The 16,565-nt window shown below is 69.7% G+C and carries 15 protein-coding genes and 1 pseudogene; 8 read left to right on the top strand and 8 right to left on the bottom strand.

Annotated features, from left to right (window positions below):
• The 3 genes from ACN28I_RS00750 (at window position 1) to ACN28I_RS00740 (ending at window position 2,016) form a co-directional block, all read left to right on the top strand.
• The gene (locus ACN28I_RS00750; RefSeq protein WP_420940271.1) at window positions 1-720 is read left to right on the top strand and encodes a MotA/TolQ/ExbB proton channel family protein; all 720 of its coding nucleotides are present in this window, start codon (window positions 1-3) and stop codon (window positions 718-720) included.
• An 11-nt stretch (window positions 721-731) separates the two neighbouring features.
• Window positions 732-1,184: an ExbD/TolR family protein gene (locus ACN28I_RS00745; RefSeq protein WP_420940270.1), complete on the top strand. Its 453-nt coding sequence runs from the start codon at window positions 732-734 to the stop codon at window positions 1,182-1,184.
• 133 nt (window positions 1,185-1,317) lie between these two features.
• The gene (locus ACN28I_RS00740) at window positions 1,318-2,016 is read left to right on the top strand and encodes a hypothetical protein (RefSeq protein WP_420940269.1); all 699 of its coding nucleotides are present in this window, start codon (window positions 1,318-1,320) and stop codon (window positions 2,014-2,016) included.
• Here the strand turns inward: ACN28I_RS00740 and ACN28I_RS00735 are convergent.
• The 6 genes and pseudogenes from ACN28I_RS00735 to ACN28I_RS00710 all read right to left on the bottom strand — a co-directional run.
• A pseudogene (locus ACN28I_RS00735) lies at window positions 2,013-2,579 on the bottom strand (DsbA family oxidoreductase); the annotation flags it as partial. The gene ACN28I_RS00740 and the pseudogene ACN28I_RS00735 overlap by 4 nt on opposite strands.
• A 129-nt stretch (window positions 2,580-2,708) precedes the next feature.
• Window positions 2,709-3,905, bottom strand: coding sequence for a chorismate mutase (pheA, locus tag ACN28I_RS00730; protein ID WP_420940268.1), 1,197 nt, complete (start codon window positions 3,903-3,905; stop codon window positions 2,709-2,711).
• Between the two features lie 174 nt (window positions 3,906-4,079).
• Window positions 4,080-5,918 carry an acyl-CoA dehydrogenase gene (locus ACN28I_RS00725; RefSeq protein WP_420948535.1) on the bottom strand — a complete coding sequence of 613 codons (1,839 nt, stop codon included), beginning with the start codon at window positions 5,916-5,918 and terminating at the stop codon, window positions 4,080-4,082.
• A gap of 195 nt (window positions 5,919-6,113) precedes the next feature.
• Complete coding sequence (locus ACN28I_RS00720) at window positions 6,114-6,782, bottom strand: MaoC family dehydratase (protein ID WP_420940267.1); 669 nt, start codon at window positions 6,780-6,782, stop codon at window positions 6,114-6,116.
• Window positions 6,782-7,231 (bottom strand): MaoC family dehydratase N-terminal domain-containing protein, encoded by a 450-nt coding sequence (locus tag ACN28I_RS00715; RefSeq protein ID WP_375772756.1) that lies wholly within the window; start codon window positions 7,229-7,231, stop codon window positions 6,782-6,784. Before ACN28I_RS00715 ends, ACN28I_RS00720 begins: the two co-directional genes overlap by 1 nt.
• Before the next feature lie 28 nt (window positions 7,232-7,259).
• Entirely contained in the window at window positions 7,260-8,261 is a 1,002-nt protein-coding gene (locus tag ACN28I_RS00710) for a dihydrodipicolinate reductase (protein ID WP_420940266.1), read from the bottom strand.
• A gap of 263 nt (window positions 8,262-8,524) precedes the next feature.
• Here ACN28I_RS00710 and ACN28I_RS00705 point away from each other — a divergent pair, with 263 nt between their 5' ends.
• Complete coding sequence (locus ACN28I_RS00705; protein ID WP_375772754.1) at window positions 8,525-9,631, top strand: HD domain-containing phosphohydrolase; 1,107 nt, start codon at window positions 8,525-8,527, stop codon at window positions 9,629-9,631.
• Between the two features lie 9 nt (window positions 9,632-9,640).
• On the opposite strand, the gene ACN28I_RS00700 is transcribed toward ACN28I_RS00705, so the two are convergent.
• Window positions 9,641-9,901, bottom strand: a complete 261-nt coding sequence (locus tag ACN28I_RS00700) for a hypothetical protein (protein ID WP_420940265.1) — start codon at window positions 9,899-9,901, stop codon at window positions 9,641-9,643.
• A gap of 548 nt (window positions 9,902-10,449) precedes the next feature.
• A complete protein-coding gene (locus ACN28I_RS00695; RefSeq protein ID WP_420940264.1) occupies window positions 10,450-12,354 on the bottom strand; it encodes a peptidylprolyl isomerase in 1,905 nt (634 codons plus the stop codon).
• Between the two features lie 233 nt (window positions 12,355-12,587).
• Here ACN28I_RS00695 and ACN28I_RS00690 point away from each other — a divergent pair, with 233 nt between their 5' ends.
• The 4 genes from ACN28I_RS00690 to ACN28I_RS00675 are packed head-to-tail and all read left to right on the top strand — an operon-like array spanning window position 12,588 to window position 16,552.
• On the top strand, window positions 12,588-13,685 hold the full coding sequence (locus tag ACN28I_RS00690; protein ID WP_420940263.1) for a hypothetical protein: 1,098 nt from the start codon (window positions 12,588-12,590) through the stop codon (window positions 13,683-13,685).
• The gene (locus ACN28I_RS00685; RefSeq protein WP_420940262.1) at window positions 13,682-14,650 is read left to right on the top strand and encodes an AAA family ATPase; all 969 of its coding nucleotides are present in this window, start codon (window positions 13,682-13,684) and stop codon (window positions 14,648-14,650) included. The genes ACN28I_RS00690 and ACN28I_RS00685 overlap by 4 nt, the downstream gene beginning before the upstream one ends.
• Complete coding sequence (locus ACN28I_RS00680) at window positions 14,647-15,972, top strand: DUF58 domain-containing protein (RefSeq protein WP_420940261.1); 1,326 nt, start codon at window positions 14,647-14,649, stop codon at window positions 15,970-15,972. Before ACN28I_RS00685 ends, ACN28I_RS00680 begins: the two co-directional genes overlap by 4 nt.
• Before the next feature lie 43 nt (window positions 15,973-16,015).
• Complete coding sequence (locus ACN28I_RS00675; RefSeq protein WP_420940260.1) at window positions 16,016-16,552, top strand: HNH endonuclease; 537 nt, start codon at window positions 16,016-16,018, stop codon at window positions 16,550-16,552.
• Window positions 16,553-16,565: the final 13 nt, after the last annotated feature.

The following is a 16,565-nucleotide window of genomic DNA, read 5'->3' as shown; positions in this document are numbered from 1 at the left end:
ATGAGCCTTTCCGACCTCCTCCACTACCTGCGCATCGGCGGCGTCACCCTCGCCTCCCTCCTTCTCGCCTCCGTGGTGGCCATGGGTGTGGCCATCGAGCGGCTGATCGCCCTGTGGGGGGTGAGCGAGCGTTCCCGGGCCCTCGGCGACACCGTCCAGAAGCACCTGCTGCGCGGGGATCTGGCCGCCGCCCGCACCGCCACCGAGCGCTCGGATGCCGCCGTGGCCGACATCTTCCTGGCGGGTTTCGACCGTTTCGAGCGGACCCGGGGGAGCGGTGACGGGGTGGAGTCCGCCGTGGAGCGCGAGCGCGCCCAGGTGGGCCTGCGGCTGCGCCGCAACCTGTGGCTCCTGGCCACCATCGGCTCGCTGACGCCGTTCGTGGGCCTGTTCGGCACGGTGGCCGGCATCATGCGCTCCTTCAAGGACCTGGGCCTGGACGTGCAGGCGGGCGGCTCCGGCGGCAGCGCGACGGTGATGATGGGCATCTCCGAGGCGCTGGTGGCCACGGCGGTGGGCATCCTCGTGGCCGTGCAGGCCATGGCCTTCTACAACTACTTCCAGGCGCGGCTGTCGCGGGTGCTCGTGGAGCTGCGGCTCATGGGTGACGAGTTCGCCGAGCTGCTGCGCGAGCGTCCGGTGAACAGCGCCCCGGCTTCCGCCGCCTCCCCCACTGCTCCGGCCCCGGTGGACGCCCCGCGTTCCCAGCCGGAAGCCTGAGGTCCACACCTATGGCGATGGGCAAGACTCCGGGGGACTCCGAGGGCAACGGCGAGGACGTCGGCTTCGCGGAGATCAACATCACCCCGCTGACGGACATCTTCCTGGTGCTCCTCATCATCTTCATGGTGACGAGCTCGGTCATCGTGCAGCAGTCCCCGGGCGGTGCGCAGGCGGGCCTCAAGGTGAACCTGCCCAAGGGCGGCACCACGGACGTGACAGCGCGTGCCACCGACTTGTCCGTGGCGGTGCTCACGGACGGGCGCTTCGTCCTGGGCGGCAACGTGGTCAGCGAGGACGAGCTCAAGCAGGCCTTCGCCAAGGCCCAGCAGGAGAACCCGGACACCGTCGTCATCGTCCAGGCCGACGAGGGCGTCTCCCACGGCACCGTGGTGCAGGTGATGGAGCTGGCCAAGAGCGTCGGGCTGGGCCAGCTCGCCATCGGCGTGCGCGACTCGCAGTAGGGTCCGCCCGCGCGCGCTTGTCACGGGTGCGCACCGGGCTGACGGTGATTCCCTGTTTTACCCAGATGTGGTACTGGCTCGTCAGGAGCCAGTGCCGAGCACCTCGCTCGCGGCTCCAACTGGTGGAGGCACCGTGAACGTCGTCTCTCGTCGGGTTGTCGGGTTGCTGTCTCTCTCGTTGGGACTGCTGGGCACCGTGGGGTGCGGAGGAGAGGAGACGGGAGCGGAAGGGCCCGGGCTCGCCCGGCAGGAGCAGGCGCTCATCTCCGGAGCGCCCTACGTGTGCCTCGAGACGACCTGTGCCGTGCCGGGCGCGGCCTATATCAGCCATTTCAGCTGGCCCAACTGCGGCGGCAACGAGTACTACTACACGCCCTACTTCTCCGGGACGGGCAACCCCAACCCGGACGGCATCATGCGCCCCTGGGACGGCCTGGGCCTGGCGGGCACGGTGCACCACACCGTCACGGTGTACTCGTACCGGGACGCGAGCGGGACCTGCCACAACGCGTGGTCCCAGGGAAACACGCTGGCCAACTTCGTGCGCATCTACCGAAAGGCCAACAACGGCACCTTGTGCGGCGAGAAACACTGCAGCTACCCGCAGGGCCGGGATATCAGCCGGTTTTCGGGGCTCAACTGCGGCGGCAAGGAGTACCACAAGCCGGGCATCATGGGGGACGGCCTCATGCGCACATGGGACGGGCTCGGCATCGTCGGACAATCGCTCGGCTCCATGACCTTGTCCTCGTACCGGAACCCGAGCGGGGAGTGCGTCAACTACAAGTGGTCCGACACCCATTCCGGCCTGGCGAACGTCTACCGGCCCTAGCCGGAGGGAGCGCGCGGCTGGATGCCCAGGCGCTCCATCACCTGCTGGAAGACGCCGTACTCCTGCGCCCCCTGCAGGGCGAAGCGGTCACCGAGCACGAAGGTGGGCACCGCCTGGATGCCCATCTCCTGCGCCTCGCGGATGGCGTCCTCTACGACCTGGCGGTAGCGGCCCTCTTCCACCGCCCGCTGCATCGCCTCGGGCTCCAGACCGGCCTCCTGCGCCGCGCCTCGGAGCGTGTCCCACTGCCACAGGTCCTGCCCCTCGCTCCAGTAGCGCCGCAGCAGCGCCGCCTGGAAGGGCTCGAGCCTTCCCTGCTCCCGCGCGAACTCCGCCGCCTGATGCGCGCGCCGCGTCGAGGGGATGACCTCGCGCTCCACCATCTTCAACCCGGCCTCGGCGGCCCGGCGTTTGAGGGGATTGTTCGGATCCTTCATCCGCTCGCGCACGTAGGCCGGGAGGGGCAACCCCTCTGGCGGCGTCTCCGGGCGCAGGAAGAACGGACGCCAGTCCACCTGGACGTCATATTCCTTCTTCAGCTTCTCGACCTCCACGAGGCCGACGTAGCACCACGGTCAAACGAAGTCCGACCACACCCTGATCGTCACGAGCTCGCTCATGAGGCACACCTAACACCGCCCGAGGGCGCCTGCCACTCCCGCCCGTGGAGGGAGGGGCAGGCGCCGGGCCGCTCAGAGGATGCGGCGCGAGCGCGGGTAGCTGCCCAGGACGATGAGCTCGCGGCAGTGGGTCTGGGCCTGCTCGATGGCGGCGACCATGGCCGCATCTTCCCGGTGGCCGAGCGCGTCCACGAAGAACGTATAGGTCCACCGCTCGCGCCCCTGCGGCCGCTTGTCGATGTGCGAGAGGTTGATGCCGGCGGACTGGAAGACGCCGAGCACCGACACCAGCGCGCCGGGCTTGTCGTCGGTGGTGAACATGATGGACGTCTTGTCATCGCCGGTCGGCCGGGCGTTCTGCCGGGCGATGATGCCGAAGCGGGTGATGTTGTTCGGGTCGTCCTCGATGCGCGGGAAGAGGACGTTGAGCCCGTAGAGCTGTCCGGCGAGCGCCGTGCCGATGGCGGCCGATCCGGGCTCGGCGCCGATCTCCAGGGCCTTGCGGCACTCGTCGGCGGCGATCTGCGCGGCGCGCGAGCTGCTGGCCGCGGGCATGAGCTCGACGCCGGGGTACTGGGTGCTCAGCCAGTTGCGGCACTGCTGGAAAATCTCCGGCTTGGAGTGGATGCGCCGGACCTGGCTGGGCTGGCAGTTGGCGAGCAGCGCATGGTGCACGGTGATCTGCACCTCGCCGTAGATGGAGATCTGCTGGGCGTTGGCCTTGAAGGCATCGAGCGTCTCGACGATGCCGCCGCCCAGCGAGTTCTCGATGGGCACGAGCCCGTAGTTGACGTGCCCGCGGCGCACCTCGGTGAAGACGCCGCCAATCTCCCGCAGGTCCTCGTAGTCCACCGAGGAGCCGAACTGCTTCACGGCGGCGGCGTGCGAGTTGGAGCCGGGCGGGCCCAGGTATCCGATGCGCAGCGGCTGCTCGAGCGCGAACGAGCCGCTCATCAGCTCGCGGTAGACGCCCTCCACGGCCCGATCGCTCAGGGGTCCCTTGTTGGAGGACAGGACCTTGCGAAGCACCTCGGCCTCACGGTGCGGGGCATAGATGGGGGTGCCATCGGCGCGCTTGGCCTTGCCCACCTCGACGACGAGACTCGCCCGCTCATTCAGGAGCCGGACCAGGCGCTGATCCACGGCATCGATCTTCCGGCGCAGCTCCAGGAGCCGGGCCGAGTCCTTGGGCCGGGCGGGGGGAGGTGCCGCGGCGCCGGGCGCCTGGGCGGGAGGACTGCTCTTCTTTCGGGTCTTCCGGATGGCCATCGGTCTCCAGTGCGCGGTTGAGCACGGGGACGCGATTCTCTCTCAGAAAGCCCCCAAGGGCGCACAGGAAGTGATCAACCCGGGGTTCCCGATACCCTCCCCCCGACCCTCTCCGGCGGGAGAGGGGGCGAGGGGTGGGCGTGAGGGCCGGACGGGGACGTCCGGCCCTGGGCGTCAGATGCTGCCGAAGGCGGTGTTGGAGATCTCCACCGAGGAGGTGTCCTCGGTGGCCATCATCCGGGCCGCCTGCTCCACGTTGGGCAGCACGTTGCGCGCGTACCACAGCGCGCTCCACTTCTTGCCCTCGTAGAAGGCCTTCTCGTCGCCCGTGGCCTTCTCGCCCACGCGCTCGGAGATGACGGCCGCGTCCAGCAGCAGCCAGCCCACCGCCAGCTCGGACATCATGTTCAGGAAGCGGTTGGCCGACAGCGGGATGAGCGTCATCTTCGCCGGATCCTGCGACCAGCCCAGCACGGCCATGGCGCTCGCCATCACGCCTTCCTGCGCCGCCGCGAGCTGCTTCACCGCCTCGCCGTACACCTTGTGCTCGCGGTTGGCCTCGATGAAGCCGCCCACGTCGGCCATGAACTGCTGGAAGTTCGCCCCGCCCGACTGCCCCATCTTCCGGCCCACCAGATCCATCGCCTGGATGTGGTTGGTGCCCTCGTAGATGGAGAAGATCTTCGAGTCGCGCGTGTACTGCTCCACCGGGTAGTCCTGGCAGTAGCCGGCGCCGCCGTACACCTGGATGGCCTGCGCGCACAGCCGGAACGCCTGGTCCGACGAGTACGCCTTCACCAGCGGCGTGAGCAGCTCCACCTGCCCGCGGTGGTAGGCGGCCTGGTCATCGTCCTTGCCCGACAGCATCTGCGCCTTGTCCGTGTGCATGGCCAGCTTGACGATGAGCGCGCGGATGCCCTCCACGTGCGCCTTCATCTCCAGCAGCATGCGGCGCACGTCCGGGTGCTCGATGATGGCCACGCGCGGCGCCGACGGATCCTTCCACTTGCTCAGGTGCGCGCCCTGCTTGCGGTCCTTCGCGTACTCCAGCGCGTTGAAGTACGCCGCGCTCGCCAGCGCCACGCCCTGGATGCCCACCGCGATGCGCGCGCCGTTCATCATCTTGAACATCTGGCTCATGCCGACGTTCTCGACGCCACCCACCAGCTCGCCCACGCAGGCGTCGTTCTCGCCGAAGTTCAGCACGCACGTGGCCGACGCCTTGATGCCCATCTTGTGCTCGATGGAGCCCACGGACACGTCGTTGCCACCCGCCAGGCTGCCGTCCGCGTTCACGCGGAGCTTCGGCACGATGAAGAGCGAGAGGCCCTTGGTGCCCGGCGCCGCGCCCTCGATGCGCGCCAGCACCAGGTGCACGACGTTCTCCGCCAGATCGTGGTCACCGCCCGAGATGAAGATCTTCGTGCCGCGGATGCTGTAGGTACCGTCCGCGTTCTTGCGCGCGGTGGACTTGGCCGCGCCCACGTCCGAGCCGGCGTTCGGCTCGGTGAGGCACATGGTGCCACCCCAGGTGCCGTTGAGCATGCGCTCCACGTACAGCTTCTTCTGCTCCGGCGTGCCGCACTCGGCGATCAGCTCCGCGGCGCCGAAGGCCAGGCCCGGGTACATGTTGAAGGCCGAGTTGGCGCCCGAGAGGATCTCCTCGATGAGCACCTGGAGCATGATGGGGCCGCCCTGGCCGCCATGATCCGGGCTCACCGCCACCGTCTTGAAGCCCTGCTCGTAGAGCTTCGTCCAGGCGTCCTTGAAGCCCTTGGGGGTGATGACGGCGCCGTTCTCCAGCCGGCAGCCCTCGCGATCACCCGAGGAGTTGAGGGGCCCGAGCACGTCCTTGGCGAAGCGGTACGTCTCCTGGAGGACCGCCTTCGCCTCATCCGGGCCCCAGGCGTCGAAGGGAGCCTGCCCGGCGACCTGGCCGAAGCCGAACTGCTCGAACAGCGTGAAGAAGATTTCCCGAAGGTCGGTCTTGTAGGTGTTGATGCCGGCGGACATGAGCCCCTCCCGTACGTTGGTGGGGCTCACGGCCTCCAGAATCGGCGGTCCGCGGCCCCCATTGGGACACGCAAAGGTTACGTCGGTTGATTCGAGAGTCAATCCCGATTGACTCCAGAATCAATCAAAAGTGACGCCTTGCGTTGGAGCGGCGAGGGGTGCTCGCCGCCCGAGGGAGGGATGAGGGAGGAAGACCTACTTCTTCGTCGCCTTCTTGGCAGCCGCGGGGGCGTGGGCGGCGGCGGGCGCGGTGGCCGTCTTGGCGGCCGGCTTGGAGCCGGTCGTCTTCTTGCCGGACATGCTGCCCGTCCTGCGCTCGTCATCCTCCTCGGTGTCTCCGGCCGCCTGGGCGGCGGAGGCCTGGAGGAGGCTCTCGCGCGGCACCTCCACGACGATGGGGGACTGGCCGGCGCGCTGCCGGTTCTCGTCCTCCAGCGAGTAGAAGAGCTGGATGGTGGAGTTGCCCTTCATCACCAGCTCACCGCGCTGGTTCTCCGCCCACAGCTCCACCTCGACGAAGTAGCGGCCGCCCTCGCCGTGCCGGTCGCTCACGCGGCCCTTGCAGACGACGGTGTCACCGGGCCACACCATCTTGATGAAGCGCACGTGGTAGCGGCGGAGCTGGCCACCGCGGGCCCAGTCGCTGATGAGCTGGCCCAGCATGCCCATGACGAGCATGCCCGGGGCATACACGGAGGGCATGCCCACGCTCTTGGCGTACACCTCGTCCACGTGGACGGGGTTGAAGTCCCCCGAGGCGCCGGCGTAGCGCGAGAGCTGCACGCGGTCGATGGGGGCCTTGGCCAGCGCCGGCAGCTCGTCGCCGACGCGGATGCCTTCGAAATAGAGCTTGCGCGCGGGCATCACTGATTCTCCTTGGCGGCGCGGACGATCAGCGTCCGGCGGGCGCGGAACACGAGGTTGCCCTCCTCGTCCCGGCCTTCATCCTCGATGACGGCGACATCCATCTTGCCCGCGGGGCCGGTGCGCTCGAGCACGTCGGCGACCCGGGTGGCGACGAAGATGCGGTCACCGGCGAAGATGGGGCGCTCGTACTCGAAGGACTGCTCGGCGTGCAGCAGGCTCTTGATGCCCACCCCCAACAGCTCGCGCAGATCCGCCGCCGAGCTGAAGGACGCGGGGAAGGTCGGCGGGGCCACCACGGTGGGGTAACCCGAGGCCCGCGCGTACTCCTCGTCGTAATAGATGGGGTTGTAATCGCCGAGGGACTCGGCGAAGCGCCGGATGGCGCCCTTCTCCACCTCGTTCAGGAACGGCGGGGAGGCCCGGCCGATCGCGTTCTTGTCCAGCATGTCCCTCTCCCTTTAACCCTTTAACCCGTCAACGACCGGCTGGTAGCTCGAGCACGGTCAAGAGGCCGGCCTCAGCGGCCGTTACGCGCGGGGCGGCGTTCACCAGCGTGTGGGCGGTGGCCCGGTCACCGGGCACGCCCCCGCGAATCTCCAGCACCAGCTTCGGGTCCGCCTCAATCTCGATGCGATCCCCCGGATTGTCAGCCCCCACCGCGATGGTGAGCTCCAACCGAACCCGCTCCTGCCCTTCATCCAGACCCACGGCGGACTGGAAGATTCCCGCCACCCGGCCCTTCTTCACCGGGAAGGCCCCATCCAGGATGTCCTCCTCGGCGAAGACGGGGACGATCTCCTCCTCGAAGTCGTCGCAGTCCAGGCCGAGCCCCAGCGCGCACAGGGCCGCGCTCTCCACCAGGCCCACGTGCCCCATCTGATCCTTGTCCACCAGGGCGAAGAACTCGTCCTCGGACAGGCCGGCGCCCACCTTGCGCTGCAGCGCGTCCCGGCGGGTGCGCGCATCCACCACGCGCGTCACCGTGGCATGGCGCACCGGGCCGCACGCCTGGCCCGCCACCGCCACCAGCCGGTCCATCACGAAGCCCGGGTTGACGCCGGTGCCGAGCACCGCCACCCCGGCGGCTTGCGCCGCGCGCTCCAGCTTCTCGGCCAGCTCGGGATATTTGAGGAAGGGGAAGGCCAGCTCCTCACAGGTGGAGACGATGGGCAGCCCGAGCTTGAGCGCGTCGAGCAGCTGATCCATCACCTGTTCGAGCCGCGAGCCGGTGGCATGCAGCAGCACGGCGCCCTTGCGCCGTCCCACGGCCGCCTCCAGCGTGCCAGCGATCTTCACCTTCAGTGCGGGGCCCCCGAGCACATCCGACAGGGGACGCCCCACCAACTGGGGGTTGGCGTCCACGGCACCGATCAACTCCACCTCAGGTGAGAGCTGGGCCGCCCTGGCGATCTCCTGCCCGATGACTCCCAACCCCATGACCACCACCGGGACCGGCCCTGCGGAGGCTCTAGGCATCGGAGAACTCTCCAAAAATCAAGGAGTTACACCACAATGCAACACTGCGCGCACCATAGACCACCCCCAGCCGGACAGGCAAGCGGCTCGTGAGACCGGTAGTCCCCCCCCTCCCAGAAAGAACAGAGGTTACGAGGGGTTGTAAAGCGAGCAAGAGTGCGAGCCCACACCGAGCGGTTGTGACCTTTCGGCACAAAGCCGTGTATAACGGCCGGGTTTCTACGATGTCCGTCCCTATTTCGAAGGGTTGGGAGGCTGTGTACATGGACCGCATCCTGGTGGTGGATGACGATCCCCTCATTCTCGCCGCGCTGTCGCGGATCCTCCAGTCGGAGGGTTACGAGGTCGTCACCCACACGGATCCTGCCCAGGCCGCCAAGGAAGAGGGTTTCCAGGTGGTGCTGACGGACTTCATGATGCCGTTGCTCAACGGCGTGGAGCTCCTGAGGACCCTGCGCGAGAAGAATCCGCGTGCGGTGCGCTTGATGCTCACGGCGGCGGCTGACTTCCGTACGGCGTCCGAGGCGGTCAACCGGGGAGAGGTGTTCCGTCTGTTGGGCAAGCCGTGGTCGCTCAGTGAGCTGACCAGTGCCGTACGGCAGGCCTTCGAGCATTTCCGGCTGGTGGAGTCCAACGAGCGGCTCACGCGGGAGGTGGCGGAGAAGAACGCGGAGCTGACGACGATCAACCGCGACCTCGAGCGAATGGTGGTGGAGCGCACCAACGGCCTGCTGGACGGCCTGATCAGCGCGCTCGACTACCGTGACACCGAGACGCAGTGGCACTCGCGCCGCGTGTCGCTCTACTCGCGCCGCATCGGCGAGGAGATCGGCCTGACGCCCACGCAGCTCGAGGTGGTGGAGCAGGGAGCCCTGCTGCACGACATCGGGAAGATCGGCGTGAGCGACACGATCCTGCTCAAGCCCGGCCCGCTCTCGCCCGAGGAATGGGTGGAGATGCGCAAGCATCCCGAGTACGGGTACAAGATCCTCGCGAAGATGCCCTACCTGCACGAGGCCTCGCTGATCGTGCTGCACCACCAGGAGCGGTGGGACGGCAAGGGCTATCCGCAGGGGCTCAAGAGCAAGGACATCGTGATCGGGGCGCGCATCTTCGCCATCGCGGACACGGTGGACGCCATCACCTCGGACCGTCCGTACCGCAAGGGCCGGCCGATGTCCGTGGCGCGCGATGAGATCAAGCGCTGCTCGGGTACGCAGTTCGACCCGGAGCTGGCCGAGGCCTTCCTGCGCATTCCGGATGCGGAGTGGCAGCGCATCCGCAAGAAGGTCGAGGACATGGAGAACGCGGAGAACGCGCTCTGGGCCGGCTTCACGCCGGGCAAGGTGCCCAACCGCGTCGCGAGCTGATCGCGTCTCTCAAGGGAACGCGCCCTTGCCCATGAGGGCGCGCAGCCAGGTCACCTCGCTGCGCGCCCGTGATTCCAGCAGTTGCTCCGCGAGTGAGCGCAGCGGCCACCGGTCGAGCGCGGCCCGGAGCGAGTTCATGACGGCCGCGTGCATCTCGTCCTCACGCGCGAAGGCCTCCCGCTGATCCCGGCCGTGCCGCAGGCTGCCGGCCCCGGATGCCATGAGCAGGGTCCCCACCGTGTGCTCCAGGAGCGAGGACTGCTCGGGCATCTGGCCGGACGTACTCTAGGATGGGAGGGCCGTGCCGTTGAGACTGTCCGAAAGCTCCGCGCACCGCTTCATGGAAGTGGCACGAGCGTTGGAGCAACTGCTCGTGAAGACCTTTGAAGATTCCTTCGAGGAGTTGGAACCCAAGTTCAAGGCGCTGGAGAGCAGGCTGCTGCGTTCCGTGGTGAAGACGAAATACGAGCGCCAGGAGGTACGGCGGCGGATTGCCGAGACGATTTTCACCGAAGCATACGGACGCAATTGTCCATGGCATGTATTCGGTCCCACGCTGCGGCGCATTCATCGCCTGGGCTACTCGAACGTCGAGCGCCGCTACCATGTCGCTTGTCTGTATGCACGATGGTGCCAGCGGCACCCGCAGCACGACAACCGCGAGGCCCGGCGCATGCTGGACGAGACCGAACGAAGCATTCTCCGTCTGCCCCACGAGAACAACCTTCGTCAGTGGCTGCTGCGTGCACTGTCGGAAGCTCCGCGCCCAGACAGGATTCCAGGCGGGTGCAACACCCATCCGGTGAGGAGCTCTCACCTCAATGCGACACCACCACCTCCCGGATGGTGTCGCCCTCCAGGAGGCGGTCCACCACCTCCATGCCGCGCGTCACCTCGCCGAAGGCCGTGTAGCGGCCATCCAGGTGCGGCTGCGGCGAGTGGGTGAAGAAGAACTGGCTGCCTCCCGTGTCCTTGCCCGATAGCGCCATCCCGAGCACCGCCCGGCGATAGGGCCGGCGGGTGATCTCACAGCGGATGGAGTAGCCCGGACCGCCCTCCCCGTCTCCGCGCGGGTCTCCACCCTGCGCGACGAAGTCCGGCACCACCCGGTGGAAGGTGATGCCACGGAAGTAGCCCTTGCGCGCGAGCGCCACGAGGTTGCCCGACGTCAGCGGCGCCTCCGCGTCCAGCGCCACCGTGAAGTCCCCCTTGTTCGTGCGGAACGTGAGCGTGCTCCCCGCTGGAGCGGGCTCGGGACGGCGCGCGTTCTCCGGCAGCTCCACGTGCTCGGCCCGCACGGGTTGCCCGGTGAGGCCCGAGAGGGACTCCGCCGCCACACGGCGCACGTTGGCGTGCGGGTGCCCCAGCCAACTCCGCAACACCGGCTCCGCGTCCTTCCCCGCCAGTTCCACCAGCCCCCCCGCCACCGGCGCGATGAGGTCCGGCTCCTGGGCCACGCGCTCCGCGAGCGTTCGTACCCGCGGCAGTGCCTCCATGTCCTTCAGCTTCCCGGCCGTGCTCGCCGCCGCCCCGGCCTCCACCAGGTCCTCCCCGCCAATGAGCGCTCGCACGGGCCCCGCGGCCTCGGGCACCGGACGGGCCGACACCGCATCGAGCGCCGCCAGCCTCACCCGCGAGTCCGGATGCGACAGGTACTGCACCGCGCCGCTCGCGCCTCCCCTCCCCTTCGACTGCGCCACCTCGCGCAGGCCGAGTGCCAGCCGCCGCGCCTCCGGCACCTGGCCCCCTCCACAGCGCAGCACCTCGTCGAGCGCTCCCGTCTGCCGGTCGAGCGCCGCCGCCAGCCGGCAATCGAGGTTCATCAGGTCACCCGCGGCCACCTTGGACGCCGCACCCGGCAGTGCCTCCTGGAGTGAGGACCGCAGTGCCACCAGCACCGGACGCCCCGCCTCGGGCAAACCCTGCTGTGCCAGGGCGAGCAGCGCATGGCCCGCCGCCGAGTCTCCTCGCGCCACGTGCCCGGCCCGGGACGCCAGCGCCCGGAGCTCGTCCATCGGCGTGCACTCCCCGCTGCAGCGCGCGGCCAGCTTCGCGAGCGCCCGCGACGCCTCGGCCGCCACGCGTGGCACCTCGTCCCCCAACAGCAGGCCCACCACGGCCGCGTCCTCCGGGCCCCCCACATCCCCGATGCCCTTCGCGCACAGCGCCCGCACATCCGGGGCCGCGTCCCCGAGACACCGCCTCAACCATTCCAGCCCCTCGGGACGCTTCGCGCTCGCCAGCAGGTAGGCCCCGCCGAAACGAGACTCCTCGGGCTGACCGGACTGGAGCAGCACCGCCACCCGCTCCAGGGGCACCTCCGCCAACGACGCGCCCCGCCGCGCCGCCACCCCGAGCGCCACCGCCGCCCGGCCCGCGGTCTCCGGACGCCCCTCCGAAAGCCGCTCCGTGAGGCGACTCACCGCGCCCGGCGTGGCCAGCTTCCCCAGGGACTCGAGCAACGTGCGCCGCACGCCCTCGTCCTTCTCCGCGCCCTCGGCGGCGAGCAGCGCCTCCGTCATCCGCGCCTTCTCCGCGTCCGTGAGCGGCTCCCACGCGAGCGCCAGCACTCCGGCCGCGAAGGCCGCCTCGTCACGCACGGGCACCTCGGCGGCACCCAACCCGGCCAGCACCGCCTCCGCCGTGGACGGCGCCTGGATGCGGGCGAGCGCGCGCAGGGCCCGGACACGCACCGGCACGGAGCCCTTCGCCGCCAGCTCCACCAGCCTCCCCTCCGCCAGCGAGCGGCGATCCTCCCAGACGGCGAGCTCCCCCTCCTCCCGCCTCCGTCGCGGACGGCACGGAGCGGACACAACCCGACAGCACGAGCCCCCACAGCAGGCAGGCGGGCACGGCGGCGCGCAGAGAATCCATGGGGCCCGCCTAGGCCAATTCCCCGCGAAAATCCAGGGGTTAGCCCGTAAGCCGTTTGACTTGGGCCACCGGGCACCAGAAGATGAGCGGTGCTTCCCAGACTCAAGGAGCGCCGGTCCTGAACTGCCCTGGCTGTGGCACCAAGGTCGCGGATGGCACCTCCATCTGCCCTTCGTGCGACTACATCATCGACGCCTCGTTCATCTCGACGGACGCCCCCCAGGACTCCGGCGATGACGCGGAGGCCGCTCCGCCCCCGCCTCGCAAGCAGACCGGGTCCCGTCCATCCGTGCGCACCAACCCGGGCTCGCGGGGGACCTCCGGCTCCCGTCCCGCGGCCCGCACCGCCTCCAGCACCACCTCGCGTCCCCGCGCCCCCACTTCTCCGGGGGCCCGCCCCTCCGCTCCGGCGCCAGCCGTCGCCGACGAGGACGCCACCAGCATCCGGCCCTTGCCGACCCTGGCCGCCGCCGACGCGGACGCCACCAACATCCGGCCCATGGAGGACATCCTCCGCAACGCGCCCCCGCGCTCCACCGGCGCTCGCGCCGCCACCGGCCCCCGTCCCGCCGCGCGCCCCGGTGGCACGGGCCCCCGTCCCGCGGCTCCCCCTCCCCGGCGCGCGCCGCAGCAGACCGAGCTCGACCCCGCCGACATCAACTACGTCCCCACCCGCGACCCCTACGGCACCAACTCCGGCACCGGGCAGATCGTCGCCCCCGAGCAGGTCATCGAGGACTTCCGCGACTTCATGGGCGTGCTGGGCCGCTCCGACAAGTTCGCCTTCGTGGGTGCCGCCACCATCCTCGTCTCGGCCTTCCTCCCCTGGAAGGAGACGGCCGCCGAGGGCGACATCCTTGGCCTCATGAGCCTGGGCCTCATCTCCGTCCTGGCCGCCATCGGCATCATCGGCTCCATCGCCGTGCGCGTGCGCCGGCTCATGCCCCACCTCAACGTGCTCGTCCCCTGGTTGGTGCAGCTCGGCCTGTCCATCTTCAGCGTCCTCTGGTGCATCGTCTTCATGAAGATCTCCTACGACGCCACCGAGGTGCCCTCGCCCATGGGCAACGCGACCATCATGAACTCCTCCCCCAGCTTCGGCGCGTTCCTCGGCCTGATGGGCGCGCTGACGAGCCTGGCCGGCACGCTGCTCGGCCTGAAGGAGAAGCCCACCTCATGACGCCGTCCCCCTCCGCCGCGGCCACCCCGGCCTCCGGAGGCCCGGCCCTGCGGCGCCTCCTCCAGGCCCTGGAGAACACGGTGCTCGGCCAGCCGCAGGTGGTGGCGGACCTCGTCACCGCGTTCCTCGCGCGCGGGCACGTGCTGCTGGAGGGCGTCCCCGGCGTCGCCAAGACGCTCACCGCGCGCAGCATGGCCTCCGCGCTCGGCCTCGGCTTCACCCGCGTCCAGTTCACCCCGGACCTGATGCCGAGCGACATCCTCGGCACCAACGTCTTCCGGCCCCAGGACAACGCCTTCCAACTGGTGAAGGGCCCCGTCTTCACCGAGGTGCTGGTCGCCGACGAAATCAACCGCACCCCGCCCAAGACGCAGGCCGCGCTGCTGGAGGCCATGGAGGAGCGGCAGGTCACCATCGACGGCACCACGCACCCGCTGCCGGCGCACTTCTTCGTGGTGGCCACGCAGAACCCGCTGGAGCTGGAGGGCACCTACCCGCTGCCCGAGGCCCAGTTGGACCGTTTCCTCATGCGCGTGCGCGTGGGTTACCCGCCGCCCGAGGCCGAGCTGGACATGGTGCGCGGCTTCCACCAGCGCGGGGGCAAGGCCGCCCAGGTGGAGCGGGCGCTGGACACCCCCACCCTGCTGGAGCTGCAGACGCGGGCCTCGAGCGTCGCCTGTGACGAGTCCGTGCTCGCCTACGCGGTGCGGCTCATCCGCGAGACGCGCGCCAACCCCCGCGTCCGACTGGGCGCCTCACCGCGCTCGGCCCAGGCGCTGCTGGCGGCGGCCAAGGCCCGCGCGGCCCTCAACGGCGGCGACTTCGTCACCCCGGACGACGTGAAGGCCGTGTGTCCCAGCGTCCTCAACCACCGCCTGCTCCTCAAGGCCGAGGCGGAGGTGGAGGGCCTCACCGCGGACGACGTGCTCCGCCAGACGTTGGAGCGCGTCCAGGTCCCCCGGTGAACCCCGGACGGCCCGTCCCCACGGGGCTCGCCGTGGCGCTCGTCGCGGCGGCCCTCGTGCCCGCGGCCCTGTCCGTGGCCGGCTCCGTCTTCCTGTGGCTCGCCGTCGCCCTGGACGCCGCCGTGCTGCTGCTGTGCGCCTTCGACTTCTTCTCCGCCCCGCGCGCCTCGGACGTGGAGGTGCGGCGCGCGGTGGAGCCCGTGCTCTCCTCGGGCAGCGCCAACCCGGTGCGCCTGGAGCTCAGCCTGCGCGGCCCCCGGCCCGTGCGCGGGCAGGTGCGTGACGAGGTGCCCCCGGGCGTGGACGTGCGCGGCCACCAGCAGCCCTTCGCCCTTTCGCCGGATGCGCCCCACGCCACCGTCTCCTACGCCCTCACCCCGCCCGCGCGCGGAGACCTGCGCCTCGGGGACGTGCACCTGCGCCTGCTCGGGCCGCTGGGCCTGTGCGCTCGCCAGGTGCGGATGCCCGCGGCCCAGACGGTGAAGGTGTACCCGGACCTCACCGCCCTCACCCGCGAGGCGCTGACGCTCGCCATGGCCTCGGATGCCCCCGCCGAGCGCACCCTGCGCCGCTCCGCCGAGGGCCGTGAATTCGAGTCCCTGCGCGAATACCGCACCGGCGACGACTACCGCACCGTGGACTGGAAGGCCTCGGCGCGCCGGGCCCGCACCATGGTGCGCGTGTACCAGCCCGAGCGGAACCAGCCGGTGCTGCTGCTGCTCGACTGCGGACGCCACATGGCGGGCCGGGTGGACGGCCGCCGCAAGCTGGACCACGCCGTGGACGCGGCGCTGCGCCTGGCCAAGGTGAGCCTGGACGCGGGCGACATGGTGGGCGTGCTCGCCTTCGCCAGCGGCGTGCGCGCCTACCTCCCGCCGCGCAAGGGCCACGAGCACCTGCGCCTGCTCACCGAGTCCCTCTACCGCGCCGAGGCCGCCCTCGAGGAGAGCGACTACGGCCGCGCCTACGACTTCGCCTTCGCCCGCTCCTCGCGCCGCTCGCTGGTGGTGCTCTTCACGGACCTGGTGGACCCGGACGCCTCGGGCACCCTGCTGGCCCGCACCCTGGCCCTGCGCCCCCGTCACCTGCCCGTGGTGGCCTCGCTCCTGGACCCCGACCTCCAGGCCGCCGCCACCGCCATCCCCGCCTCCGAGCAGGACGCCTACGCGCGCCAGGCCGCCGCCCGCCTCGAGGAGGACTACCAGCGCACCGCTCTCACACTTCGAGACTCGGGCGCACTCGTGGTGCGCGCTCCCGCGAAGGGCTTCGGCGCCGCCGCCGTCAATACCTATCTGCACGTCAAGGCGCGCGGCCTGCTGTAACAGCCACCTGCCTTCACGAGGCTGCACTGAGAAAGAAGACGAAATGAACGGCCACGACATGGGGCGGGCTCAACGCGGTACGTCCGCCTTCCCGAGGACTCTGATCCAGTGGATGTCCCTGCTCCTATTGGTTGCTGGGCTCTCGGCCATACCGTCCTTCGCGCAGCCATCCATGGGCGCAGGAACAGGAGTAGCTCGAATCGCAGAAGCCACTGCGCTCGAGCCTCTCGCACAAGAGGTTCCGCCCGTTGACTCCGTAGCCATCGCGGCAGGCAAGAAAAGTGGGAAACCGCCTCAAAAAGGCACTGCGAATGGCGAGCGCGCGTACATGCGCTTCACGCCGAAGGGCAAGAAGGACGTCAAGGATGAGAACGCCCAAAAACACGATGGCGACAAGCGCTGTGAGAGCTGTGGTGTCACGACCGTTGATGCCCAGAAGAGCCAGAAAGGGGTCACTCCACCGAGTCATGAGGCCCAGGTGGATCACGTCATTCCGAGAGCGAAGGGCGGAGACGGAGCGCCCTCGAACGGACCGGTGCTATGCAGGGAGTGCAACAACGAGAAGAGCGACAAGCTCTGACCCTGGAGCACGG

The organism is Archangium gephyra (assembly GCF_049060025.1).
GTDB lineage: Bacteria > Myxococcota > Myxococcia > Myxococcales > Myxococcaceae > Archangium > Archangium gephyra_A.
Note: the sequence above shows the minus strand (reverse complement) of the source record. Positions and strands in the feature narration are given on the sequence as shown.